Source organism: Pseudomonas sp. SDO52101_S400 (assembly GCF_054071635.1).
The window spans coordinates 1-24,208 of record NZ_JBSVWF010000065.1; the positions used below are offsets into that span (position 1 = coordinate 1).

18 protein-coding genes are annotated in these 24,208 nt (G+C 60.5%); 11 read left to right on the forward strand and 7 right to left on the reverse strand.

Annotated features, from left to right (window positions below):
* Nucleotides 1-81 precede the first annotated feature (81 nt).
* Nucleotides 82-957 (reverse strand): LysR substrate-binding domain-containing protein, encoded by an 876-nt coding sequence (locus ACW9HX_RS24960; RefSeq protein WP_457382629.1) that lies wholly within the window; start codon nucleotides 955-957, stop codon nucleotides 82-84.
* Nucleotides 958-1,175: 218 nt separating this feature from the next.
* Nucleotides 1,176-2,354, reverse strand: a complete 1,179-nt coding sequence (locus ACW9HX_RS24965) for a hypothetical protein (protein ID WP_457382630.1) — start codon at nucleotides 2,352-2,354, stop codon at nucleotides 1,176-1,178.
* Nucleotides 2,355-2,539: 185 nt separating this feature from the next.
* On the opposite strand from ACW9HX_RS24965, the gene ACW9HX_RS24970 reads away from it, so the two are divergent.
* The 6 genes from ACW9HX_RS24970 to ACW9HX_RS24995 all read left to right on the forward strand — a co-directional run bounded on the left by ACW9HX_RS24970 (nucleotide 2,540) and on the right by ACW9HX_RS24995 (nucleotide 10,138).
* Complete coding sequence (locus ACW9HX_RS24970) at nucleotides 2,540-3,472, forward strand: LysR substrate-binding domain-containing protein (RefSeq protein WP_457382631.1); 933 nt, start codon at nucleotides 2,540-2,542, stop codon at nucleotides 3,470-3,472.
* Nucleotides 3,473-3,579: 107 nt separating this feature from the next.
* Nucleotides 3,580-5,004 (forward strand): aldehyde dehydrogenase, encoded by a 1,425-nt coding sequence (gene aldA / locus ACW9HX_RS24975; RefSeq protein ID WP_457382649.1) that lies wholly within the window; start codon nucleotides 3,580-3,582, stop codon nucleotides 5,002-5,004.
* An 82-nt stretch (nucleotides 5,005-5,086) separates the two neighbouring features.
* A complete protein-coding gene (locus tag ACW9HX_RS24980; protein WP_457382632.1) occupies nucleotides 5,087-6,421 on the forward strand; it encodes an MFS transporter in 1,335 nt (444 codons plus the stop codon).
* A gap of 1 nt (nucleotide 6,422) precedes the next feature.
* Nucleotides 6,423-7,640 carry a mandelate racemase/muconate lactonizing enzyme family protein gene (locus ACW9HX_RS24985; protein WP_085731929.1) on the forward strand — a complete coding sequence of 406 codons (1,218 nt, stop codon included), beginning with the start codon at nucleotides 6,423-6,425 and terminating at the stop codon, nucleotides 7,638-7,640.
* A 155-nt stretch (nucleotides 7,641-7,795) separates the two neighbouring features.
* On the forward strand, nucleotides 7,796-9,409 hold the full coding sequence (locus ACW9HX_RS24990; protein ID WP_457382633.1) for a GMC family oxidoreductase: 1,614 nt from the start codon (nucleotides 7,796-7,798) through the stop codon (nucleotides 9,407-9,409).
* A 123-nt stretch (nucleotides 9,410-9,532) separates the two neighbouring features.
* Entirely contained in the window at nucleotides 9,533-10,138 is a 606-nt protein-coding gene (locus ACW9HX_RS24995) for a DUF6338 family protein (protein ID WP_457382634.1), read from the forward strand.
* A gap of 185 nt (nucleotides 10,139-10,323) precedes the next feature.
* Here the strand turns inward: ACW9HX_RS24995 and ACW9HX_RS25000 are convergent, their stop codons facing one another.
* Nucleotides 10,324-11,208, reverse strand: a complete 885-nt coding sequence (locus ACW9HX_RS25000) for a LysR substrate-binding domain-containing protein (RefSeq protein ID WP_457382635.1) — start codon at nucleotides 11,206-11,208, stop codon at nucleotides 10,324-10,326.
* Nucleotides 11,209-11,367: 159 nt separating this feature from the next.
* On the opposite strand from ACW9HX_RS25000, the gene ydiJ reads away from it, so the two are divergent.
* Nucleotides 11,368-14,397, forward strand: a complete 3,030-nt coding sequence (gene ydiJ, locus ACW9HX_RS25005; RefSeq protein ID WP_457382650.1) for a D-2-hydroxyglutarate dehydrogenase YdiJ — start codon at nucleotides 11,368-11,370, stop codon at nucleotides 14,395-14,397.
* Nucleotides 14,398-14,502: 105 nt separating this feature from the next.
* Nucleotides 14,503-15,672, forward strand: a complete 1,170-nt coding sequence (locus tag ACW9HX_RS25010) for a DUF1624 domain-containing protein (protein ID WP_457382636.1) — start codon at nucleotides 14,503-14,505, stop codon at nucleotides 15,670-15,672.
* Here the strand turns inward: ACW9HX_RS25010 and ACW9HX_RS25015 are convergent, their stop codons facing one another.
* Entirely contained in the window at nucleotides 15,673-16,578 is a 906-nt protein-coding gene (locus ACW9HX_RS25015) for a LysR family transcriptional regulator (protein WP_457382637.1), read from the reverse strand.
* 307 nt (nucleotides 16,579-16,885) lie between these two features.
* Here ACW9HX_RS25015 and ACW9HX_RS25020 point away from each other — a divergent pair, with 307 nt between their 5' ends.
* Nucleotides 16,886-18,418 carry an MFS transporter gene (locus ACW9HX_RS25020; RefSeq protein ID WP_457382638.1) on the forward strand — a complete coding sequence of 511 codons (1,533 nt, stop codon included), beginning with the start codon at nucleotides 16,886-16,888 and terminating at the stop codon, nucleotides 18,416-18,418.
* Between the two features lie 48 nt (nucleotides 18,419-18,466).
* Here ACW9HX_RS25020 and ACW9HX_RS25025 read toward each other — a convergent pair whose 3' ends face one another.
* On the reverse strand, nucleotides 18,467-19,858 hold the full coding sequence (locus ACW9HX_RS25025) for an aldehyde dehydrogenase family protein (RefSeq protein ID WP_457382639.1): 1,392 nt from the start codon (nucleotides 19,856-19,858) through the stop codon (nucleotides 18,467-18,469).
* A 103-nt stretch (nucleotides 19,859-19,961) separates the two neighbouring features.
* Between ACW9HX_RS25025 and ptrR the strand changes: the two genes are divergently transcribed.
* Nucleotides 19,962-20,843, forward strand: a complete 882-nt coding sequence (ptrR, locus tag ACW9HX_RS25030) for a putrescine utilization regulator PtrR (RefSeq protein ID WP_457382651.1) — start codon at nucleotides 19,962-19,964, stop codon at nucleotides 20,841-20,843.
* A gap of 88 nt (nucleotides 20,844-20,931) precedes the next feature.
* The gene (locus tag ACW9HX_RS25035) at nucleotides 20,932-21,594 is read left to right on the forward strand and encodes a M24 family metallopeptidase (RefSeq protein ID WP_457382640.1); all 663 of its coding nucleotides are present in this window, start codon (nucleotides 20,932-20,934) and stop codon (nucleotides 21,592-21,594) included.
* Between the two features lie 94 nt (nucleotides 21,595-21,688).
* On the opposite strand, the gene ACW9HX_RS25040 is transcribed toward ACW9HX_RS25035, so the two are convergent.
* Together ACW9HX_RS25040 and ACW9HX_RS25045 are read right to left on the reverse strand one after the other, a co-directional pair.
* Complete coding sequence (locus tag ACW9HX_RS25040; protein ID WP_457382641.1) at nucleotides 21,689-22,312, reverse strand: glutathione S-transferase family protein; 624 nt, start codon at nucleotides 22,310-22,312, stop codon at nucleotides 21,689-21,691.
* 99 nt (nucleotides 22,313-22,411) lie between these two features.
* Complete coding sequence (locus tag ACW9HX_RS25045) at nucleotides 22,412-23,827, reverse strand: purine-cytosine permease family protein (protein WP_457382642.1); 1,416 nt, start codon at nucleotides 23,825-23,827, stop codon at nucleotides 22,412-22,414.
* Nucleotides 23,828-24,208 lie beyond the last annotated feature (381 nt).

Sequence of the window (24,208 nt, forward strand, 5' to 3'; positions counted from 1 at the left end):
AAAGTGTCCACCATGTCCCCGAACACCTGTCCACCATGTCCCCGGTACATACACCGGGAGAGGGCTAGGGTGAGGGGCTTTTCAGGGGTTAGACACAATGCCGAGCCACTCGGTAAACAGCCTGACTTTCGACAACCCCTGCTTGTCATTCGCCACATCCAGCCAATACCCATAAGGGCCTAACACTTCAATCGGGGTGATCGGCAGCAGGCTGCCGTTGGCCAGTTCCTTTTCGATCATCTGCCGGTCGATCACCGCCAGGCCGCCGCCGGCCAGGGCGGTGTGGATCACCTGGTCCAGGGTGCTGAATTCCAGTCCTTGCCCGGCATCGATGTCATCCCGTCCCATGGCCGCCAGCCAGTTCTCCCAGACCTTCAGACGCTTGCCATCGTGCAGGATGTGTAACAGCGGAAACTCCCGCAGATCCGGCGGCTGGTCGCCGTTGAACAACTCAGGGCTGGCCACTGCGATGTGCCGTTCCATCACCAGCAACTGGCTGACGCAGTGGGGCGCTGCCGCGAGGCCAAAGCGGATGTGGCAATCGACTTCCGTGAGGCTGTCGTGGCCAATCTGGTTGGTCACGCTGAGGTTTATGTCCGGGTAACGCTGACAGAATGCACGCAGATGTGCTGACAGCCAGCGCGTGGCCCAAGTCGGCGGTGCGAGCACTTTCAAGCGCTGGCGCAGATTCGGCACGCGCACCGCTTGCAGGGCGCGCTCGATGTGGTCGAAGGCCTCGGCCAGATGCGGGGAAAGATTGCTGCCGGCTTCGGTGAGCGACAGCCCTTGAGGCGTGCGCACGAACAGCGCCACACCGAGGTAGTCTTCAAGCAGTTTGATCTGACGACTGACCGCGCCCTGAGTGACATTCAGTCCGATGGCAGCCTGGCTGAAACTGCGATGACGGGCGACTTCTTCGAACACGCGCAGGGTGTTGAGCGAGGGCAGTTGACGCATGGAGGCGGGACTCCGGATCGGGCGGTTTTTGTTGTTTTGAGATGGGCCTATCTGACTATCGGTGATGGGCGGATGCAAGTGTTGTTTGAGCAGACGCCATCGCTGGCAAGCCAGCTCCCACAAGTATCAAGGTGGCCACAAATATTGCGGCCGCCATCAATCCTGTGGGAGCTGGCTTGCCAGCGATGACTGCCTTTCAGGCGCTGAAAGTTCGAGCGTCAGAAGTAATATCCGACGTTCACATACAACTGGTTCTCCCACTGATCCAGCCCGCCCGCACCAAGGCTCTGGGTGTAGCTGCTGCCACCGATATACGGATCATTTCTGCCGAACAGCCATTCTGTAGCAACCCACAATTTACTCACGGAAAACGAGGTGCCGAGGATCATCCGCTCAGACGTTTTGAACCCGCTGGCAGACTTGTCGAATGCGCTGTAGTTGGCATACAGCTTGATCCCGCTGATCTGGTCGTACAGGTATTTGCCGCCCACGTCGTAACTCAGGTCGGCCACGTATAGATTGCCGCGACTGGCGACGTTGTAAGTGCCGTCGTAACCGCCGAGGGTCACCACTTCGTCGCTGCCGGGGTTGCGCGGCGACATCTGCTGCCGCGCTGCCTGCAACTGCACGCCCCACGGGCCGTTCTTGCCCATGTAGTGCACGGCCACGGCGTTGCGTCGGCCGTCATTGTTGGTGTCCTTGTTCTCGATGCTCGAGGTCAGGCCGGAGATCCCGACCTCGGATTTCCACGGCCCCAGATCCAGCGATCTGGCTACTCGTAGCACTACCGTGTTGCGTTCCTGATTATTGCTGCCGTCGGCCACGTAGCTGTCGGCTTCGGACACCACGCTCGAATACGTCACGCCTTTGCTGGTGCCTTTGCCTTGCCAGGCCGGGCGCAGGTAGTAACCGGCCTGGAGGTTCCAGTCGCCGCTTTGCTGGATGTATTTGGTGCCGATCTGTTGCACGTCTTCCAGGCCGATGACGTTGCCCAGGGTTTCGTAGAACGTGCTGCCAAAGTACGGCTGCAAGCCGAACGGCACGGTGTTCAGGCCCACTTGCACTTGCTGGTCAGGATTGAACTTGTAGCCGACCCACGCGAACTTGGCGAAACGGATGTCGCCGTAGTTCTTGGTGTACTGGTAAGGGTAGGAGCGGCCGTAGAAACGGTATTGCGCTTCGCCGATCCACGAATCGGAGTTGTACTTGGCGCTGAGGAATACCGTGTCGAGGCCGAACTTCTGAATATCGCGATCCGGGTCCACGTCCCAACGGGCACGAATGGCGCCGCCAAGGTCGAGATTGTCGGTGACCTGGACTGCCATGGCCGGGGCGGCAAAGCTGCAGAACAGAGCGATGGAAGTTGTGCGCAGGCGCAAAGAGGCTGGGAAGGGCATGGAGCGGCTCTCGATTGTTTTTATTAGAGATGCCGCGCAGTTTTGCTATCTGCGGGTTGTTGAACAAACGATAAAAACGGTGGAGAAACCTGCATCGAATGCATGTTACTCGGAAACTCCTGTAGGACAATTTGCCAATGTCGTGGGATGCTTTGCGCCTTGTCAGTGGTTTTCGAGTGCCTTGTATGAAACGCAAAATGCCCGGCCTGAATGCACTCAAAGCATTCGAAGTGGCCGGCAGCACCGGCAGCTTCACCCGCGCCGCCGAGTTGCTCAACGTCACCCAGAGCGCGGTCAGCCGCCAGGTGCGGCAACTGGAAGAGCAGCTCGGCGAGAGTCTGCTGGAGCGCCGCCATCACCATCTCGAATTGACCGGTGCCGGCAAGATTCTGTTGAGGGCACTGCATCAATCGTTCGACAAGATCGAGCTGACGGTGCGCAGCATCCAGCAGAAAACCCACGCCAATCGCTTGCACATCAATGCGCCGCCCACCTTCACCAGCCGCTGGCTGATGCCGCGTCTGGGGCGCCTGCGCGAACAACATCCGGAACTGGAACTGAGCATCACCACCCGCTTGCAGGACAGTCTCGCGGAGACCAGCACCCTCGATTGCGCGATCCGTTTTGGCGACGGTGAATGGGATGGGCTCGACAGTTCGCTGCTGATTCAGGAGCGGCACATCGCCGTGTGCGCGCCAACGCTTTATGCGCGGGAGGGCGGCGATCAGGGCATCGACCTCAATCGCCTGACGCTGTTGCACGTGCTGGCCCGGGAGGATCAGCGTTACCTGACCTGGAAACACTGGCTCGACGCGGCGCGGATCAGCGGTGTCGATACCCAGGGTGGTTATGAATTCGACCTGCTGGACCTGGCGATTCAAGCGGCAGTCGATGGTCTGGGGATCACCATTGCCGACTGGCACATGGTCGCCTCGGAGCTGGCCAGCGGGCAGTTGACCCAGGTGCACAACGTCCACGTCGAAGGTCATCAGTCCTACTGGCTGGTGACTCGGCCGGAACAGACGCAGATGCCGCAATTGCAGGCGTTCAGTCAATGGTTGCAGGAAGAGATCTGGCTGGCGCAGCGCCAGCTTGAGCCTTCGAAGGCGATTTCCTGAGTAACGTGCATTTTTCGAATGTTTGATCGCCGGATAAATCGTTTGTTGAACCCGCTGTCGATGACAAGACTGGCGGCATCGATAAAAACAAACGATGGGCGATGCACATGCGAGTCGAGCGAAATTTTGTTAACGGCCACTTCATCGAGCCGGCCAGCGCGGCGCTGATCGCGGTCTACAACCCGGCCACCGAAGCATTGATCGGCCAGGTGTCGGCTGCCACCGCCGAGGAAGCCACGGCGGCAGTCGATGTCGCCGCCAAGGCGCAAAAGGTCTGGGGCAAACTCACCAGCATCGAGCGCGCCGAGCACCTGCGAGCGTTCGCGGCTGCTCTTGAAGATCGCGCCGAGGCCATCGGCGCCGCCCTGGCCGCCGAATCCGGCAAGAGCCTGAGCGACGCCAGCAACGAAGCCCGTTATGCCGCGCAGATCACCCGTTACCACGCCGAGTGGGCGCGCCGTATCGAAGGCGAAATCATTCCCAGCGACAGCCCCGACGAAAACCTGTTTCTGCACCGCGAGCCGATTGGCGTCGTTGCGTGCCTGATTCCGTTCAACTACCCGGTCTACACCCTGTTGCGCAAAATCGCTCCGGCGCTGATTGCCGGCAACACTGTGGTGGTGCGCCCGAGTAACAACACCCCGACTTCGGCGTTCGAAATCGCCAAAGCTGTTGAGCAATCGGGCATGCCGGCCGGCGTGATCAATATCCTGACCATGGATCACGCCACCGCCGCAGCCGTTTGCACCCATAAAGCCGTGGGCCTGATCACCCTGACCGGCAGTGTCAACGCCGGGCGCATCGTTCTCGACTACTGCAAGGCCAACATCGCCAAGCCGTCGCTGGAACTGGGCGGCAAGACTCCGGCAATCATCGAAGCCGACGCCGATCTTGAAGCGGCCGCAACCGCGATCATCGCCTCCAAAACCACTCACTGCGGCCAGTTGTGCACGGCGGTGGAGCGGGTCTACGTGCAGGAAAGCGTATACGACCGTTTCCTCGCGCTGCTCAAAGCGAAGATCGCCGCCGTGAAATTCGGCGACCGCGCCACAGACGCCAGCCTGATGGGCCCGTTGGTCAACGCCAGTTCGCAGAAGAACATTCACGCCATGGTCGAGCGCGCAATTGCCGACGGCGCCATTCTCGAAAGCGGCGGAGTGCTGCCCGAAGGCCCGGGGCATTTCTACCCGCCAACGCTGCTCAGCGGCTGCCGTCAGGACATGGAAATCGTCCAGGAAGAAATTTTCGGTCCGGTATTGCCCGTGCTCAAGTACCGCGACATCGACGAAGCGCTGGCCATGGCCAACGACCACCAGTTCGGCCTGTCGTCGGTGCTGTACACCGAGAACTACCGCACAGTGCAGAAAGTCGCCAACGCCATCGAGGCCGGCGAGTTGTACGTCAACCGTACGCCTGCCGATCCTTACCAGGGCTATCACGCCGGCTGGAAACGCTCGGGCCTGGGCGGCGATGACGGCAAGCACGGCATGCTCGAATTCACCCAGACCCGTCTTGTGGTCATGAAGTACTGATCCACCGCCTCACGCCTCACGCTACACCTATAAAAACAATTATCAGGGGCGCCCGGAGCACGGGTCGCCCGAGGTCACTTCAATGTCCAAGCATGCATCCTCTGCTGCCGCTGTTCAGGGTTCCAACTCGGCTTCGAAAAGCCAGAGCGACAAGGGAAGTCGCTATTTTCAATTGATGTTGCTGGTGCTCGCCGCCGGTGCGATCTATCCGATTCTGTACCTGCGCCAGGTCTATCAGACCACCATGCTCGAGGTGTTCCAGATCAACCACAGTGAGCTGGGTTATCTGTACTCGATGCTTGGCACGATCTTTCTCCTCAGCTACTTGCCGAGCGGTTGGCTGGCCGACCGTATCGCGCCGCGTTTCCTGATTTTTTTCTCGCTGGTAGCGACCGGTGCGTTGGGCCTGTGGTACTCGACGGCGCCGTCGATGACCGGGCTGATGATCATCTTCGGTTGCTGGGGGCTGACCACCGGCCTGACGTTCTGGGCCTCGGTGCTCAAACGCGTGAAGATGATTGCCCATCACACCGAGCAGGGCCGTTTCTTCGGCATTCTCGATGGTGGGCGTGGGCTGGTTGAAGCATTGCTGGCGACCGTTGCGCTGGGGCTGTTTGCCTACGCCACCGAAACCCGTGGCGAGTCCACCGCCGAAGGTTTCAAGCACGTGGTTTACCTCTACGCCTTCACCTGTATTGCCATCGGCTGTGTGCTGGTGCTGATCAAGGACCCGAAATCGATGGAGGACACGCCGCCAGTGGAGAAGGGCAAGTTCAACCTGTTCACGGACCTGGCGACCCTGGTGAAGATCCCTGAACTGTGGCTGGTCACGGCGATCGTGTTCTGCGGTTATCACATCTTCTGGGCCACCTACAGCTTCTCGGACTACCTGCAAGGCAGCGGCCTGACCGCCGTGATGGCCGGCACTATCACCACCATCAAACTGTGGATGCGCCCCATCGGCGGCATCGGCGGCGGCTGGCTGGGGGACAAGTTTTCAAATATCTCGGTGCTGATCGTTGCACTGTTGCTGGCGAGTCTGGCGATTGTCGGCCTGATCGTGTTCCCGGCGCTCAACAGCATGGGGCTGCTGATCGCGACAGTAATTTTCATCGGCCTGATGACCTACGCGATTCGCGGTCTGTACTGGGCGATCCTCGACAGCTGCAACATTCCGCTGCGCATCACCGGACTGGCCATCGGCATCGTTTCGGTGGTCGGTTACATGCCGGATGCGTTTATTCCGTTGATCAACGGCTACCTCACTGAGCATTTCCCCGGTGCCCTCGGCTACAAGCTCTATTTCGGCTACATCGCCGCTATCGGTCTGATCGGCACCCTCGCTGCCGTGACCCTGCGTGCCCGGATCAATAAAAAATCTTTGAACAAGACTTCTTTGAAAAAGACAGGTGCCTGAGATGAAAATCGTCGCCCTTGAAACCCATATCGTCGCCGTACCGCCACCGCACATCGGCGGCATGTACTGGCTGTTCGTCAAGCTCAAGACCGACTGCGGCATTGAAGGCGTCGGCGAGATCTACGCCGCGACCTTCGGCCCGAAAGCCATGCTGCCGATTATCGAAGACGTGTTCGAACGCTACCTGCTGAATCAGGACCCGCACCACATCGAGCGCTTCTTCCGTCAGGCCTATTCGAGCGGTTTCACCCAGCGTCCTGATCTGACCATGATGGGCGTGGTCAGCGGTCTGGAAATGGCTTGCTGGGACATCATCGGCAAGGCCGCGAACAAACCGGTCTACGAATTGCTCGGCGGCAAGGTCCACGAACGCCTGCGTTCCTACACCTACCTGTACCCGGTCAACAGCCGTGGCGAGTACGACTACGACGACCCGGACCTGGCGGCCGAATGCGCCATCGACAACATGAACAAGGGCTTCACCGCCGTGAAGTTCGACCCGGCCGGGCCGTACACCGCGTACTCCGGGCACCAGATCTCGCTGGAAGTCCTGGAGCGCTGCGAAACCTTCTGCCGCAAGATCCGCGAAGCAGTGGGCAACAAGTGCGATCTGCTGTTCGGCACCCATGGGCAAATGGTGCCGTCCTCGGCGATTCGCCTGGCCAAGCGCCTGGAGAAATACGATCCGCTGTGGTTCGAAGAACCGGTGCCGCCGGGCCAGGAAGAAGCCATGGCGCAAGTCGCGGCCAAAACCAGCATTCCAATTGCTACCGGTGAGCGCCTGACCACCAAGTACGAGTTCTTCAAGCTGTTGCAGGCCGGCGGTGCGTCGATTCTGCAGATGAACGTGGCGCGCTGCGGCGGGCTGCTCGAAGGCAAGAAGATCGCCAGCATGGCCGAAGCCTATTACGCGCAAATCGCCCCGCATCTGTACAACGGGCCGATTGGTGCAGCAGCGAGTTTCCAGCTCGCGGCCTGCACGCCGAACTTCCTGATCCAGGAAAGCATCGAGACCTGGGGCGGCTTCCACGCCGAAGTCCTGAAAAAGCCGTTGCAGTGGGAGGACGGCTACATCATCCCGTCCACCGAGCCGGGCCTGGGCGTGGAGCTGAACATGGACGTGGTGCGCAAACATTCGCCCTACACCGGTGAACGCCTGCACCTGCAGATGGCCCCGACCCCGGCCGACGTCAAAGACACATCGCCGGCCAAGGGCTGACAGAGGCCCATTGTGGGAGCGGGGGTGTTCGAGGAAGCGGTGTGTCAGGTTCCCAGATGTCAGCTGACCAAGCGCCTTCGCGAGCAAGCCCGCTCCCACAGGGGAATCCCGTCGCTCATTCGAATTTTGTACAACGACTTACGCGGTAACCGTGCATGACATACGACTACATCATCGCTGGCGCAGGCGCCGCTGGCTGCGTGCTGGCCAATCGGCTTTCGGCCTCGGGCCAATACACGGTGCTGCTGCTGGAGGCGGGCGGCAAGGACAGTTCCCTGTGGTTCAAGATCCCGGTCGGCTTCGCCAAAATGTATTACAACCCGACCTTCAACTGGATGTACTACAGCCAGCCGCAGAAGCAGTTGGGCAATCGTGAAATCTACGCCCCGCGCGGCAAGGTCCAGGGCGGTTCGGGCTCGATCAACGCGATGATCTACGTGCGCGGCCAGGCTCATGACTTCAACGACTGGGCGGCCAACGGCAACGACGGCTGGGGCTTCAAGGATGTACTGCCGTACTTCCGCAAACTGGAAAACCATCCGCTGGGCGACAGCGAATATCACGGCGCTAGCGGCCCGATCAGCATCACCCCGATGGCCGGCCAGACCCATCCGATCTGCGACGTGTTCCTCAAGGGCTGCGATGAGCTCGGCTACCCGCGCAGCGACGATTTCAACGGGCCGAAATTCGAAGGCGCGGGCATCTATGACGTCAATACTCGCAATGGCCAGCGCAGCTCAAGCAGCTTCGCCCATTTGCACCCGGCGTTGAGCCGGCCGAACCTGACGGTCGAGCATTACGCGCTGGTCGATCGGGTACTGTTCGATGAAAGCCAGCAGCGCGCCACCGGGATTTCCATCACCCAGCATGGCGTGGTGCGGACCTTCACGGCGCGCAAGGAAGTGATTCTGTGCGCCGGTGCGGTCGATACGCCGAAGATCCTGCAACTGTCCGGCGTGGCGGATCGCGCCTTGCTGGGCAGACATCAGATTCCGGTGGTGAAACACCTCCCGGCAGTGGGGCAGAACCTGCAGGATCATTTGTGCGTCAGCTACTACTACAAGGCCAATATCCCGACCCTGAACGATGAACTCAGCTCGCTGTTCGGCCAGTTCAAGCTCGGTGTCAAATACCTGCTGACCCGCAAGGGCGCACTGGCGATGAGTGTCAATCAGGCCGGCGGATTCTTCCGTGGCAACTCGGAACAGAGCCATCCGAACCTGCAGCTGTATTTCAACCCGCTGTCGTACCAGATTCCGAAAAACAACAAGGCCAGTCTCAAGCCCGAGCCTTATTCAGGTTTCCTGCTGTGCTTCAACCCGTGCCGCCCGACCAGTCGTGGTCACATCGAGATTGCTTCGAAGAATCCCCGCGATGCCGCGTTGATCGACCCGAACTACCTGAGCACGCAAAAGGACATCGACGAGGTGATCCAGGGCAGTCGCCTGATGCGCAATATCATGGGCGCGCCTTCATTGAAGAGCATCACGGTCGATGAAGTCTTGCCGGGGCCGGCGGTGGAAACCGACGAGCAGATGTTGCAGTACTTTCGCGACAACTGCGGCTCGATCTATCACCTGTGCGGCTCTTGCGCGATGGGTGCGGACGAGCAGAACTCGGTGGTCGACAAGCGCCTCAAGGTGCATGGCCTCGAAGGGTTGCGGATCGTCGATGCGTCGATCTTCCCCAATGTGACATCGGGCAACACCCATGCGGCGGTGTTGATGGTGGCGGAGAAGGGCGCGGATCTGATTCTGCAGGATGCGTAATGCGCGGTGACAGTTGATCGCGGGCGTTTTTCCCGCGTGCACTAGGCTTTGAATGCCGGCCCATTTTGGGTCGGCATTGTTGTTTTGGGAGGGTTGGTTTTTTGACTCAAGGAGCAGCCGATCATGGACGATCTGGTGAAAGAGGTGATTCCTCTGTTGCAGTACCTGATCCCGGGGTTTGTCTCGACCTGGATTTTCTACACCCTGACGGCGTTCAAGCGGCCGGATACGTTCGGGCAGATTGTGCAGGCGTTGATTTTTACGTTTGTGATTCATGGGATGGTGTTGGGGATTGGGGCGGTTTGTGTGTGGGTGGGGGAGAAGGGATTTTCTGTAGGAAAGTGGGATGCCAAGGCTGAAGCGTGCTGGGCATTTTCTGCTTCGTTGCTGCTGGGGTTGATCGCTTGTTGTCTGGCCACCAATGGCAAATTGCATAGGTGGTTGCGCAGTAGAAACGTAACGAAACAATCTTCCTATCCCAGTGAATGGTTCTGCGCTTTCGCTCAATATGATCGATTCATCACCCTTCATCTGGACGACGAAAGGCGCGTTCTAGGCTGGCCAGTCGAGTGGCCACCGGAGTCGAACGCCGGGCAGTTTTTGATGAAGTTTCCACGGTGGCTCAACGACGATGGCAAATTGGATCCTATTGGTGCCGAATTTTTGCTGATAGATTCCGCGAAGGTTAAATGGGTTGAGTTCAGCCCAGCATCAGAGGAACGATCATGACTGCCAGAGCACCGCAACCAATGCCGAAACATTTGGAACGCCTATTCGTAGGACCTGACGGGAAGTTGTTGGATCAACCATTGATCAAGGGCCCAAAGGCACCACCACCGCTGAAGCGCTAGCCGATGCAAGGGGCGATTATTCGCCCCGGTTGCCAACTCATCAGTTCAGGCTCACGCATCAACTCAGAGCGTCTGCACCAGCCAGTCCCGAAACGCCTTCAGCGACGCCAGCGACTCATTGCGCGCCGGGTACACCAGGTAATAACTGCGCCGGCTGCTGATCGGTTCGCCCAGTTGCAGCAGCTCGCCGTTCTGCAACTCATCTTCCACCAGAATCCTCGGTACCAGCCCGATGCCGATATTGGCGCGCACGGCCTGGATCAAGTGCGAGGTCATCTCGAAACTCGGCCCGATGCGCATGCTGCGATGGGGCAGGGCGTGATGGCTGAACCACTCGGACCAGGCCTGAGCATTGCTGCTGACGTTGAGCAGCAATTGCCCGGCGATATTTTCGTCGGCCGCACGACGTTCGGCATCGGACAGCTGCGCGCTGGCAATCACCACCAGTTCTTCGGTGTGCAGACGGTGGGCGGTCAGCCCCGGCCAGTCACCACCGCCGACACAAATCGCCGCGTCGATCTCGCTGGTGTCGAAGTCGATGGCTTCGATGCGTGAATGCAGGTGAACGGTCATGCCCGGGTGCGCCGTGTAGAAGTCCTTCAAGCGTGGCAGCAGCCATTTCGAGCCGAAGGTCGGCAGAGTCGCCAGGCGCAGGCTGTGAATCCCCGAGCCGAACGCCATGGCCTGAAGGGTCGCGCTGCGGATCTGGCCGAGGGCTTCGGACAGTTCGCGCTGATACATGCGTCCGACGTCGGTGAGGATCACCCGCCGGCCTTCACGGCTGAACAGGCGCATGCCGAGCATCTTTTCCAGAATCTGCACCTGACGGCTGACCGCGCTCTGGGTCAGTGACAGTTCGTGGGCTGCGCGGGTGTAGCTTTCATGGCGAGCAGCGGCTTCAAACGCCAGCAGCAAAGACATCGAGGGAGTGAGGGTTCGCGGATTCATTCGTTTTAGTCATGGATTGCGGTTCGATTTTACGGTTGTCCCGGCATCGCTCTGCAATGAACATAAGGCCTATGAGATGGCGGGAGCGTGACGCAATCATTCATTGCGCACAACTGTTCACCGCCACACGGCCCGTTTTTGACCGAGATTGCACGCCCGATGATTGCCCAGCTGTCGCCTTCCACCGCGTTGAACACCGATTACCAACAGTTTCTCAAAGCTCTTGAAACCAGTGACTTTCGTGGCGAAATCAGTGCCGACTACGCCAGTCGCGTAGTGCTGGCCACTGACAACTCTATCTATCAGCGTTTACCGCAAGCGGCGGTATTCCCGCGTGATGCCGACGACGTGGCGCTGCTGGCACGCCTGATCGCCGAACCGGCTTATCAAAAAGTAGTGATCACGCCGCGCGGTGGCGGCACCGGCACCAACGGTCAGTCTTTGACGGACGGCATCGTCGTCGACCTGTCGCGGCACATGAACCGTATTCTCGAAATCAACGTTGAACAGCGCTGGGTGCGGGTGCAGGCCGGTGTGGTGAAGGATCAACTCAACGCGGCACTGAAATCCGCCGGGCTATTTTTTGCCCCGGAACTGTCGACGTCGAACCGTGCCACCGTCGGCGGCATGATCAACACCGACGCCAGCGGCCAGGGCAGTTGCACCTACGGCAAGACTCGCGATCATGTGCTGGAACTGCACATGGTCCTGAGCGGTGGCGAGCGCTTGCACGGCCGTCCACTGGAAGAAAGCGAACTGGCAGCGGAGTGCGCCCGTGAGGGCCGGGCCGGCGAGGTGTACCGCTGTGCACGGCAGATCATCGACGAGCAAGGCGAATTGATCCGGGAAACCTTCCCCGATCTCAACCGCTGCCTGACCGGCTACGATCTGGCGCACCTGCGCGAGGCCGACAACCGTTTCAACCTCAACAGCGTGCTGTGCGGCGCTGAAGGTTCGCTGGGGTTTGTGGTCGAGGCCAAGCTGAACGTGTTGCCGATCCCCCAGCACACGATGCTGGTGAACATTCGCTACGCCGGCTTCATGGACGCGTTGCGCGATGCCCGGGCATTGATGGCGCTCAAGCCGCTATCGATTGAAACCGTCGACTCCAAAGTGCTGTTGCTGGCGATGCAGGACATCGTCTGGCACGGCGTCGCCGAGTATTTCCCGGAAAGCGCCGAGCGGCCGACTCTCGGAATCAACCTGGTGGAGTTCTGCGGTGACGATCCCGAGGAACTGCAACGCCGGGTCGAGGCCTTTGTCCAGCACTTGGGCACCGACGCCACGGTCGAGCGACTGGGGCACACGCTGGCCGTCGGTCATGCGGCGGTGAGCCGCGTCTACGGCATGCGCAAACGCGCGGTGGGCTTGCTCGGCAACGTCGCCGGTGAAGCGCGGCCGCAGCCGTTTGTTGAAGACACCGCCGTGCCGCCACAACATCTGGCGGAGTACATCGCCGAGCTGCGCGAACTCCTCGACAGCCACAATCTGCAATACGGCATGTTCGGCCACGTCGATGCCGGCGTGCTGCACGTGCGGCCGATTCTCGACATGAAAGACCCGCAACAAGCCGCGCTGGTGCGACCAGTATCTGACGGCGTGGCCGCGCTGACCCAGCGTTACGGCGGCCTGTTATGGGGCGAGCACGGCAAGGGCCTGCGCTCGGAATATGCGCCGGCCTTCTTTGGTGAGTTGTACCCGGCGCTGCAGGCCCTGAAAGCGGCTTTCGATCCGTTCAACCAGTTCAACCCCGGCAAGATCGCCACGCCGAATATTCCCGGCGCGGCATTGCTGAAAATCGACGAAGTGACCCTGCGCGGCGAACTCGATCGGCAGATCGACGAAAAAGTCTGGCAGGACTACGGCGCGGCCATGCACTGCAACGGCAACGGCGCCTGCTACAACTTCGATCCTGACGATACGATGTGCCCGTCGTGGAAAGCCACTCGCCAGCGTGCGCAATCGCCCAAGGGCCGCGCCTCGCTGATTCGCGAATGGCTGCGGTTGCAGGGCGAGGCGGGGGTGGATGTGTTATCCAATGCCAGCCGCCGGCCACCGTTTTTCAGCACGTTGTTGCAGCGCTGGCGCAACAGTCGTGCCCAGGAAAAAGACTTCTCTCACGAGGTGTACGACGCCATGGCCGGGTGTCTGGCGTGCAAGTCCTGCGCGGGGCAGTGCCCGGTGAAGGTCAACGTGCCGGACTTCCGTTCGCGGTTTCTGGAGCTGTATCACACCCGTTATCTGCGGCCGGCGCGTGACTATCTGATTGCCTCGCTGGAGTACACGATTCCGTACATGGCGCGGATTCCGTTGCTCTACAACGGTTTGATGGGCGCCTCGTTCAGCCGTCGCCTGATCGAGCGTCTTGGCGGCATGGTCGATGTGCCGCTGCTCAGTCGTTTCGATTTCCACGCGGCGATGCGTCGCTGGCAGGTCCAACCGGCGTCGGTCGAGGTGCTTTCGGCGCTGAGTCAGGCGCAACGCGAGCGCAGCGTGGTGCTGGTGCAGGATGCGTTCACCCGGTATTTCGAGGCGCCGTTGCTGGCGGATCTGGTCGAGCTGATTTCGCGTCTCGGCTATCAGGTTTATCTGGCGCCATTCAGCGCCAACGGCAAGCCGCTGCATGTGCAGGGCTTCCTGTCGGCGTTCAATCGCGCGGCGTTACGCAATGCCGGACAACTGCGCGCACTGGCCGAGATCGGAGTGCCGCTGGTGGGGCTCGATCCGGCGATGACCCTGGTTTATCGTCAGGAATACCTCAAGGTGCCGGGGATGGAGCAATGCCCCGAAGTGGCGCTGGTGCAAGAGTGGCTGCTCAAGGTCATGCCGCAACGGACGGATTCGCAGATTGCCGAAAGCTTCCGCCTGCTCGCGCACTGCACCGAGAAGACCAACGCGCCCGCGGCGACGCGGCAATGGGAGCAAGTGTTCGAACGCGTCGGCTTGAAGCTGACGACTCAGGCCACCGGTTGCTGCGGGATGTCCGGCACCTACGGGCACGAAGCGCGCAATCGCGACACCTCGGCGGTGATTTACGAGCAGTCCTGGGCGAAGCAGATCGAGGCACCGGCAGAGCGGGGTGAAGCACTGGCGACCGGCTATTCGTGCCGCAGCCAGGTCAAGCGTCAGGCCGACCGGACGGTGCGTCATCCGTTGCAGGTGCTGCTGGAACGACTGCGTTCTGCTTGAGAACTGTTAGCAGTTGAAGCGACTTTTCATGTTATAAGGTAACGCAAATGTTCGGGCCGTTTGCACAAGGCCCGGTCGAACTCTTCACTCGATTGCGAACCTTTCATGACCGTTGCTGTTCCCCGAAACGTCCCGCCGGCGACTGGCCGGCTGCTGTCCATTGATGCACTCAGAGGCCTGGTCATTCTGTTCATGTTGCTGGACCACGTGCGCGAGACCTTTCTGCTGCATCGTCAGGTCAGCGACCCGATGGACATTGCCAGCACGGAGCCGGCGCTGTTCTTCAGCCGCACTCTGGCGCATCTCTGCGCGCCGGTGTTCGTGCTGCTGACCGGATTGTCGGCGTGGCTGTTCGGGGAAAAATATGACGGCAAGGCTGACGTCAGTGCCTTTCTGTTCAAGCGTGGTTTGTTCCTGGTGGTGCTCGAATTCACCCTGGTGAATTTCGCCTGGACGTTCCAGCTGCCACCGACCGTGATCTATCTGCAAGTGATCTGGGCCATCGGCCTGAGCATGATCGCGCTGTCGCTGCTGGTCTGGCTGCCACGCTGGCTGTTGTTGACGTTGAGCCTGACGATCATCGCCGGGCACAACCTGCTCGATGGACTGCATTTCGCAGCGGAGTCGGTACTGCACGTGCCGTGGGCAATTTTGCATGACCGGGGCTGGATCGAGGCGGGCGAGACCTTGCGTCTGCGTACCTCGTATCCGTTGTTGCCGTGGATCGGTGTGATCGGTCTCGGTTACGCGCTGGGGCCTTGGTTCGCTCGCGCCGCCGATGCCGGAGTGCGGCAGCGTCGCTTGTTGGTGGGTGGCATCGCCGGGCTGTTGGGCTTTGCGGTACTGAGGCTGGTCAACGGTTACGGCGAGAAAACCTGGGCTTTCGGTGACAGCGGTGTGCAAACCCTGATGAGCTTTTTCAACATCACCAAGTACCCGCCGTCGCTGTTGTTCATCACGCTGACAGTGAGCGTCGGGCTGCTGCTGTTGCTGGTGTTCGAGCGTGCACAGGATCGACGCTGGATTCGCTGGCTGACCGTGTTCGGTTCGGCGCCGATGTTTTTCTATCTGCTGCACCTCTATGCGCTGAAGGTGCTGTACCTGATCGGTGTGGTGCTGTTCGGGCTTAATCAGGGCACTTATTTCGGTTTCTCGTCGGTGACAGCGGTTTGGCTGGCAGCGATGCTGCTGGCGGTCGCGTTGTTCCCGGCCGTGCGTTGGTTCTCCGCATTGAAGGCCCGGCGCCGTGACATCGCCTGGTTGAAGTATCTGTAGCTAGCCCGTTTTAGCGTCGCGCACGTTGCGGGCAAAGTCGATGAAAGCCTTGAGCGGCGCCGGTACGTGGCGTCGGCTCGGGTAGTACAGGTGCAGGCCGGGATAGTACGGACACCATTCCGCCAACACCTGCACCAGACGCCCGCTCGCCAAGTGCTCGCGGGCCATGTCTTCGAATACATACGCCAATCCCAGGCCCTGCAGCGCCGGGCCGACCATCAGGCTGACATCGCCCAGGGTCAGCGGGCCGTTGACTTCGATTTCCTGAACGATGCCGCCGCGCTCGAATTCCCAGCGATACAGCGCACCGCTGGGAAACCGGTGACGGATGCAGGGCAGGGTGTGCAGATCCTCAGGCTTTTGCGGCGCGGCGTGCCGTTCGAGAAACGCCGGTGAGGCGACCACGATCGAACGCAAGGTCGGTCCGATCGGCAGCGACACCATGTCCGCTTCCAGTCGATTACCGAACCGCACCCCGGCATCAAAACCGGCGGCGACGATATCCAGCAACGCATCGCTTTCGACCACTTCCAGGCGAATGTCCGGATAAGCCTGCAGGAACTCGCTGGCGATCGGCAGCAACACCAGCTCGCACGCCTGGCGCCCGGAGGTGATGCGCAGGTTGCCCGAGGGCTTGTCGCGAAAATGGTTGAGGTCTTCGAGCGCATCTTCAATATCGCGAAACGCCGGTTTCAATCGAGCGTAAAGCCGTTCGCCGGCCTCGGTCAGGGCCACGCTGCGAGTCGTGCGATTGAACAGGCGCACACCAAGGCGATTTTCCAGCGCTCGCAATGAGTGGCTCAACGCCGACGGTGTCAGGCCCAGATCCACAGCTGCACGGCTGAAATTCAGATGCTGGGCGATGCTCAGAAAGATCGACAGATCCGCCGTGGACGGATTTTTCATTGATGAGCGCCTTTCACAAAGTCATGCAAATTTGTTGGGATTATCGCATCAGTAGCACGGCTTTAAAGTCGCATCAACTCATCAAGGAGGCCCGGCAATCTCGCCAGGGTCACTGACAAGAGGAGTTGATATGCGTACCTGGCCGGTTACCGGAGCAATTTGCCGAAGCGATGCTGGCGCTGGTCAACGCACCGAATCCGCAACGGCTGGCGCTGTCCACGGAGTTCAAAGACTGACCCCCTGTTGAATCCATCACAGGCTGTGCTCTGTTGATCGCAGCCTTATTTTCTTTTCATTGGATGAAATCATGACAACCGTCTTCCAACACTCTGGCGTGCGCGACAAGCGGCTGATCCTCGCGGCCATTTGCCTGTCGGCGCTGGTCCTCCCGTTAAGTTTTACCGGTGGTGCGGTGGCGACGCCGGCCATCGGCCGTGACCTGGGCGGCAGCCCGGTGGCGCTGACTTGGATCACCAATGCGTTCATGTTGTCGTTTGGCAGCTTGCTGATGGCGGCCGGGGCACTGGCCGATGTATATGGGCGCAAGCGCCTGTTCACCGGCGGCATGCTGTTGTTCACCGCGGCATCGATTGCCCAGAGCCTGGCGCCTTCGGTGTTCTGGCTGGATGTGTTGCGGGCGATTCAGGGCGTAGCCGGGGCGGCGGCGCTGGCCAGTGGTTCGGCGGCGCTGGCGCAGGAGTTCGAAGGTCACGCACGCACCCGTGCCTACAGCATGCTCGGCACCACGTTTGGCATCGGCCTGGCGTTCGGGCCGTTGGTGGCCGGGGCGCTGATCGAGGCGTTCAACTGGCGTGCGATCTTTGTCTTCACCGCGCTGATCGGTGTGATCGCGATGATCTTCGGCCTGCCGCGCATGCGCGAAACCCGCGACCCTGACGCCACCGGCCTCGACTGGCCGGGCAGCTTGACCTTCAGTTCGATGCTGGCGCTGTTCACGTTCGGAGTTATTCAGGCCCCCGAAAGCGGTTGGGGCAGCCCGTTGGTGGTGGGGCTGTTGGGCGCTTCGGCGTTGCTGATGGCGCTGTTTGTCATCATCGAAATGCGCGTCGAACGCCCGATGCTTGATCTGACGCTGTTCCGTTTTCCGCGTTTCATCGGCGTGCAGATGCTGCCGATCGGCACCTGCTTTTGCTACATCGTGCTGGTGGTGATGCTGCCGCTACGGTTTATCGGCGTAGAAGGCTTGAGTGAAGTCGATGCAGGCCTGTTGTTGCTGGCGCTGTCCGCGCCGATGCTGGTGGTGCCGATGCTCGCGGCTTCGATGACCCGTTTTGTTTCAGCCGGCATCCTGTCGGGCGTGGGTTTTCTGATTGCCGCCGTGGGGCTGCACTGGCTGAGCCTGTACAACGTCGGCGAACCGACATTCGCGCTGGTGGTGCCGATGGTGTTGATCGGGATTGGCGCGGGGCTGCCGTGGGGGTTGATGGACGGATTGTCCGTCAGCGTAGTGCCGAAAGAACGTGCCGGCATGGCGGCCGGGATCTTCAACACGGTGCGGGTGGCGGGTGAGGGGATTGCACTGGCGAGTGTGGCGGCGATTCTGGCCTCGCTGCTGCACACGGATCTACAAGCAGTGGCCGGCGGTGCCGACGCAGCGCTGATTGCCGAGACCGCGCACCGGGTGACTACCGGTGACATGGCTCACGCAATCAACACGATTCCGGGGCTGGCCAACGAACGTCTGGTGCAAGGTTACGCCTCGGCGTTCCAGTGTCTGCTGCACATCCTGACGATCATCACGTTGGTGTCGGCGGCTGTGGTGCTGGGGCTGCTGAGCAAGGACCGCACGGTATCGGAGCCACAACAGGCTGCGGCGTAAATGAAAAAGCCCGGAAGCGCAAAACGCTTCCGGGCTTTGTTCATTGGATCAGCGGCGATCCAGCCACACCGTCTGCGCATTGCAGAACTCGCGCACGCCGAAGTGCGACAGTTCGCGGCCGAAACCGCTTTTCTTCACGCCACCGAAGGTCACGCGCGGGTCACTGGCGGAGTAGCCGTTGATGAACACGCCACCGGTTTCCAGTTCGCTGGTCAGTTGCTGGGCCAGGGCGACGTTGGCGGTGTAGATCGTGGCGGTCAGGCCGAACTCGCTGTCATTGGCCAGGGCCACGGCGTGAGCGCAATCGCGGGCGGTAATGATCGAGGCCACCGGACCAAACAGCTCCTGCTTGAACGAGGTCATGCGGTCGGTGACGTCGGCCAGCACGGTCGGCTCGTAGTAGTTGCCCGACCCCTCGACTTTGCCGCCGCCGAGCAGCAGGGTGGCACCTTCTTCCAAAGTGTCGCGCACTTGTTGATCCAGCTCATCACGCAGATCGAAACGGGCCATCGGGCCGATGTAGTTCTCGGCAGCCAACGGATCGCCCATCTTCAACTGGCGGGTGGCTTCGACGAATTTGCGGGTGAATTCCTCGACCACACCTTCTTCGATGATCAGACGTTTGGCGGCGGCGCAGACCTGGCCGGAGTTCTGGTAACGACCAATCACCGCCGCTTGCACGGCTTCATCGATATCGGCGTCATTGAGCACGATGAACGGATCGGAACCACCCAGTTCCAGCACACATTTCTTCAGCGCAGCACCGGCCTGTGCGCCGATGGCCATGCCGGCGCGGACGCTGCCGGTCAGGGTCACGGCGGCAATGCGCGGGTCGGCGATGGCGGTGGACACGCCTTCCGGGGTGACGTTGATCACTTCAAACACGCCATCGGCAAAACCGGCGCGGGTGAAGGCGTCACGCAACAGGTAGGCGCTGCCCATCACGTTCGGCGCATGCTTGAGCACGTAGGTGTTGCCGGCGATCAGCGCCGGGACTGCACCGCGCAGCACTTGCCAGATCGGGAAGTTCCACGGCATCACGGCGAGGATCGGCCCGAGTGGACGGTATTCGATGCGCGCCTTGCCGCCTTCGACCAGGGTCGATTCGGCTGTGAGCATGGCCGGGCCGTGTTCGGCGTACCACTCGCAGAGCTTGGCGCATTTCTCGATTTCGCCACGGGCCTGGGCGATCGGCTTGCCCATTTCCTGAGTGATCATGGTCGCCATGGCTTCGCTGCTGTCACGCAGGGCACCGGCCAGCGCGGTCAGGGCGCGGGAGCGATCCTGCAGCGGTTTGCGTTTCCATTTGCCGAAACCGAACGCAGCACGAGTCAGTGCGGCATCGAGGGCCTCGGCGGATTCGAAGGCGTAGTGACCGATCTGCTCGCCGGTGGCGGGGTTGATCGAGATGGCGTGGGTCTGGCTGGAAATCTGGCTCATGGCATCGTCCTGCGAGGTCAGTGGATGCGCTCAGAGTAGGGTGGCGTTTTGTTTCTGGAAACTGAATAATAAAGAGCGTTTCTTTCACGATTGGAGAATGACTGTGGATCTGGTGCAACTGGAAATCTTCAAGGCCGTGGCCGAGCACGGCAGCATCAGTGCGGCCGCGGCGCAGATCCATCGCGTGCCGTCGAACCTGACGACGCGCATCAAGCAGTTGGAGGAGGATCTGGGGGTCGACCTGTTCATCCGCGAGAAGAGCCGTTTGCGCCTGTCGCCGGCCGGCTGGAGTTTTCTCGAGTACACGCGGCGGATTCTCGATCTGGTTCAGGAAGCCCGAGCCACGGTGGCCGGCGAGGAACCGCAAGGTGCGTTCCCGTTGGGCTCGCTGGAAAGTACGGCAGCGGTGCGCATTCCCGGTTTGCTGGCGACCTATAACCAGCAGCATCCGAAGGTCGATCTGGACCTGTCGACCGGGCCGTCCGGGACGATGATTGACGGTGTGCTTTCCGGGCGCCTGGCGGCCGCGTTCGTCGATGGCCCGGTCTTGCATCCGGCGCTGGAAGGCATCCCGGCGTTCGAAGAGGAAATGGTCATCATCTCGCCGCTCCACCACGGGCCGATCCAACGCGCTGCGGATGTGAATGGCGAGAATATCTACGCGTTCCGCTCGAACTGCTCCTATCGCCATCACTTCGAAAAATGGTTCAGCACCGACGCTGCGGTGCCTGGCAAGATCTTTGAAATGGAGTCCTATCACGGCATGCTCGCCTGCGTCAGCGCAGGCGCCGGCCTGGCGCTAATGCCGCGCAGCATGCTGCAGAGCATGCCCGGTTGCGCGACGGTGAGTGTCTGGCCGCTGGCGTCGGATTTCCGCTATCTGACGACGTGGCTGGTATGGCGACGGGGTACGGTTTCGCGCAGTCTGAGCATGTTCGTGCGCTTGCTTGAGGAGCGCGGCGTGGTGCGTGCAGAAGAGAATTGACACTTTGTGTCATGGTTGTATCTTAGGCGTCCTGTTTCGCAATATAAAAAACTATACAGCGCAAGCGATTAGCCAGAAGGAATCAGCGATGACCACAGCCCTGAGCGGTAAAGAAGCAGTAGGTGAGCGTTTTGTGCTGGAGACCATGCGCCACGCGCAGCAGTTGACCTGGAAGGCCGTGGACGAGATCGCCAAGGTGATCAAACCCGGCATGCGCGAATCCGAAGCCCATGCGCGGGGCAAGGAAATCCTTGTCGAACTGGGCATGGACCGGATCTGGCACCCGCTGCTGATCCGTTTTGGCGCCAACACGCTGAAGACCTTCAAGGAGCGCTCCGACGGCGATCCGGTCCTGAGTGAAGAGGACATTTTCTTCATCGACATGGGCGTGGTCTGGGAAGGCCATGAAGGCGATGCCGGGGCGACGTTCGTCACTGGCTCCGATCCGCAAATGATCGCTTGCGCGGCGGCCTCCAAAGAACTCTTCGACAAGGTCGAAGCTTTCTGGCGTCAGGGCGTGACGGGTGTCGAGCTATATCGCTATGCCACCGATCAGGCCGAGGCCATGGGCTGGAAGCTGAATCTGGACATCAAAGGGCACCGGGTCAGCGATTTTCCTCACGCGATCCATCGCGGCGGCAATCTGGGTGACTTCGAACAGGCACCCAATGCCGGTGTTTGGATTCTGGAAATCCAGATAGAACATCCTGAGCTTCCGTACGGTGCCTTTTATGAAGACCTGCTTATTTGATTGAACAAGTGTGCCCGATTCAGCGTCTTCATCGTGCCCTCGGTGGCGGGCACGTCAGTAGCGGCGTGAGGCGTTCAAAAACAAATGACCGGCATCAAGGCGTGCCATTCCGTCCATGCAATCGGTAAGCGGGGCGCTGGTTCAAGCGTTCGTAATAAGCGCTCACCGCCGGTAGATACGGATGTTCCAGCGGCGTCTCGAACCAGCGATTGACCGACAGGCCGATAGGGATGTCGGCGAGGGAAAACTGCTCGCCGCTGACATAGGCGCCGGTCTTTTGCAGTTGCCGGTCGAGGATCTCCATGTGCCTTGCCCATTCCCGGCAACCGGCCGCAAGAGCAAGGCTGTCCTGATGCGCGGGTGACTTGCGCACCAGCGACATGAATGCGTACGACCAGGACTTGTTCAACTCCGAAGCCTGCCAGTCGATCCACTGATCCATCCGCGCGCGGGCGCGTGCTTCGCGCGGGTAAAGCTGTTCGCCGTCATAGCGCGACGCCAGATAGCGAATGATCGAGTTCGACTCCCACAGCGTGAAGTCATCGTCCTGAATCACCGGCACCATCGCGCAGGGATTGAGTGCGAGGAACTCCGGCGTCAATGTCGATTGAAAACCTGACCCCCAGTCCTCGCGTTCGAAGGAAAGGTTCAATTCCGCACAGGTCCACAGCACTTTACGCACATTGATCGATGAGGCTTTGCCCAGAATTCGCAGCATTGGATTTCCATCTCCGGTTGTGGTCGGGCGTTAAGAAATAGCACAACGCAATGCAGAAGGCCCGCACATGGCGGGCCTTGTTTGTGCATCGAGTCAATCTCAGAGACTGCCCGCCAGCTTTCCGGTCATCAGCCGCCGACGATAAGCACTGTCACGACTCGCCAGCCAGAAATACAGCGGCGACGTCACCAGCAACCCCACCAGCCAGGAAAGGTCCGCGCCGTTGATGTGTGCCGACACCGGGCCGACGTACAGCGGCGTGTTCATGAACGGAATCTGCACCGCGATGCCGATTGCATACGCCAGCAAGGCCTGCGGGTTGTAGCGGCCGTAGATGCCGCCGTCGACCTGGAAGATCGAGGCGATGTCGTACTTGCCTTTATGGATGGCGTAGAAGTCGATCAGGTTGATCGCCGTCCAAGGCACCAGCACGACCAGCAGCACCAGCACCATGTCGACGAAGTGACCGATGAAGTCCGAAGACGCACCCACGGCAGCGAAGCAGCAGGCGAGCAGCACGATCAGCGAAATCACCGCGCGGCTCTTGGCGGTAGGAATCCAGCGGTAGGCGAAGGTCTGCACCAGGGTGATCAGCGACAGCACCGCGCCGTACAGGTTGAGGGCGTTGTGGCTGATCACGCTGAGCAGGAACAGCACCAACATCAACGGGCCGATCGAGCCGGTGGCGAGTTTCACTGCGTCCATGGTGTCCATGCCCACCGGGGTTGCCAGCACGGCAACCGCACCGAAGATGAACGACAGACTCGAGCCCAGCGCGGAACCGAGGTAAGTGGTCCAGAACGTTGCGGCCACCGGCACATTCGCCGGCAAATAACGCGAGTAGTCCGACACATAGGGCGCAAACGCAATCTGCCACAACGCCGCCAGCGACACCGTCGCAAGCCAGCCCGGGAGGTTGAAACTGCCACGAGTAAGGAAGTCGGCCGTCTGCACGTGAGTCAGGATGTAGCCGAAACCAATCACGATGCCGATCCCCAGCACCCAGGTGCCGATGCGGTTGAGCACGTGGATGAAGCGGTAACCGATGATGCCGATGATCCCCGAGCCCAGCGCTCCGATCACGATGCCGACCGGCACCGGAACGCTGTCGACCACACCATGCAGGGACTTGCCGGCGAGCACTATGTTGGAGGCGAAGAAGCCGATGTACATGACGCCGGCAATCAACACCACCAGCAGTGCGCCGAGGGAGCCGAACTGCGCGCGGCTCTGGATCATCTGCGGAATGCCCATCTGCGGGCCTTGCGCCGAGTGCAGCGCCATCAGCACACCGCCGACCAGATGGCCGACCAGAATGGCGACGATGCCCCACACCAGATTCAGGTGAAACAACTGAACGCCGAGGGCGCCGGTGACGATGGGCAGCGGTGCGATATTGCCGCCGAACCAGAGGGTGAACAGATCCCTGACCTGTCCGTGGCGATCTTCGGGCGGCACGTAGCCGATCGTGTGTTTCTCAATGAGCGGTGCGGAGGTTGTTGCAGAGGTGGCCATGACGAACTCCAAGGCAAGGACGAGTACGTGGACGTACTTCAGTGAGCGCCGGCACGAACGGCGCATTTCTTGTTGGGGTTGATCATGGGCAAGGACAGGGGAGAGATAAATTAGTAGTTTTGTTGCTTCAGGCGTTAAAAAAACGAGGCTCTCCGGTCAGGTGAAAGCGCTCTGTTTCGGGCGTTTCAGCGCCATGAACGACAACGCAGCTGACCTCCATCGGAGCAGCTGTCTGTCGGTTGTGGCGCATCGAGAATCTGCGCCAGTCGCTAGATCAATGTGGGAGCGGGCTTGCCCGCGAAGAGGCCATCAGCTTCAACATAAGCAGAGGCTGATCTGACGTCGTCGTCGGAGCGCCGTCCGGAGCAAGTCCGCTCCCAC

What these genes read in the sequence shown, in the direction of transcription:
- ACW9HX_RS24960 (WP_457382629.1), bottom strand. Translation starts at nt 957, where the DNA reads ATGCGTCAACTGCCCTCGCTCAACACCCTGCGCGTGTTCGAAGAAGTC.
- ACW9HX_RS24965 (WP_457382630.1), bottom strand. Translation starts at nt 2,354, where the DNA reads ATGCCCTTCCCAGCCTCTTTGCGCCTGCGCACAACTTCCATCGCTCTG.
- ACW9HX_RS24970 (WP_457382631.1), top strand. Translation starts at nt 2,540, where the DNA reads ATGAAACGCAAAATGCCCGGCCTGAATGCACTCAAAGCATTCGAAGTG.
- aldA (WP_457382649.1), top strand. Translation starts at nt 3,580, where the DNA reads ATGCGAGTCGAGCGAAATTTTGTTAACGGCCACTTCATCGAGCCGGCC.
- ACW9HX_RS24980 (WP_457382632.1), top strand. Translation starts at nt 5,087, where the DNA reads ATGTCCAAGCATGCATCCTCTGCTGCCGCTGTTCAGGGTTCCAACTCG.
- ACW9HX_RS24985 (WP_085731929.1), top strand. Translation starts at nt 6,423, where the DNA reads ATGAAAATCGTCGCCCTTGAAACCCATATCGTCGCCGTACCGCCACCG.
- ACW9HX_RS24990 (WP_457382633.1), top strand. Translation starts at nt 7,796, where the DNA reads ATGACATACGACTACATCATCGCTGGCGCAGGCGCCGCTGGCTGCGTG.
- ACW9HX_RS24995 (WP_457382634.1), top strand. Translation starts at nt 9,533, where the DNA reads ATGGACGATCTGGTGAAAGAGGTGATTCCTCTGTTGCAGTACCTGATC.
- ACW9HX_RS25000 (WP_457382635.1), bottom strand. Translation starts at nt 11,208, where the DNA reads ATGAATCCGCGAACCCTCACTCCCTCGATGTCTTTGCTGCTGGCGTTT.
- ydiJ (WP_457382650.1), top strand. Translation starts at nt 11,368, where the DNA reads ATGATTGCCCAGCTGTCGCCTTCCACCGCGTTGAACACCGATTACCAA.
- ACW9HX_RS25010 (WP_457382636.1), top strand. Translation starts at nt 14,503, where the DNA reads ATGACCGTTGCTGTTCCCCGAAACGTCCCGCCGGCGACTGGCCGGCTG.
- ACW9HX_RS25015 (WP_457382637.1), bottom strand. Translation starts at nt 16,578, where the DNA reads ATGAAAAATCCGTCCACGGCGGATCTGTCGATCTTTCTGAGCATCGCC.
- ACW9HX_RS25020 (WP_457382638.1), top strand. Translation starts at nt 16,886, where the DNA reads ATGACAACCGTCTTCCAACACTCTGGCGTGCGCGACAAGCGGCTGATC.
- ACW9HX_RS25025 (WP_457382639.1), bottom strand. Translation starts at nt 19,858, where the DNA reads ATGAGCCAGATTTCCAGCCAGACCCACGCCATCTCGATCAACCCCGCC.
- ACW9HX_RS25035 (WP_457382640.1), top strand. Translation starts at nt 20,932, where the DNA reads ATGACCACAGCCCTGAGCGGTAAAGAAGCAGTAGGTGAGCGTTTTGTG.
- ACW9HX_RS25040 (WP_457382641.1), bottom strand. Translation starts at nt 22,312, where the DNA reads ATGCTGCGAATTCTGGGCAAAGCCTCATCGATCAATGTGCGTAAAGTG.
- ACW9HX_RS25045 (WP_457382642.1), bottom strand. Translation starts at nt 23,827, where the DNA reads ATGGCCACCTCTGCAACAACCTCCGCACCGCTCATTGAGAAACACACG.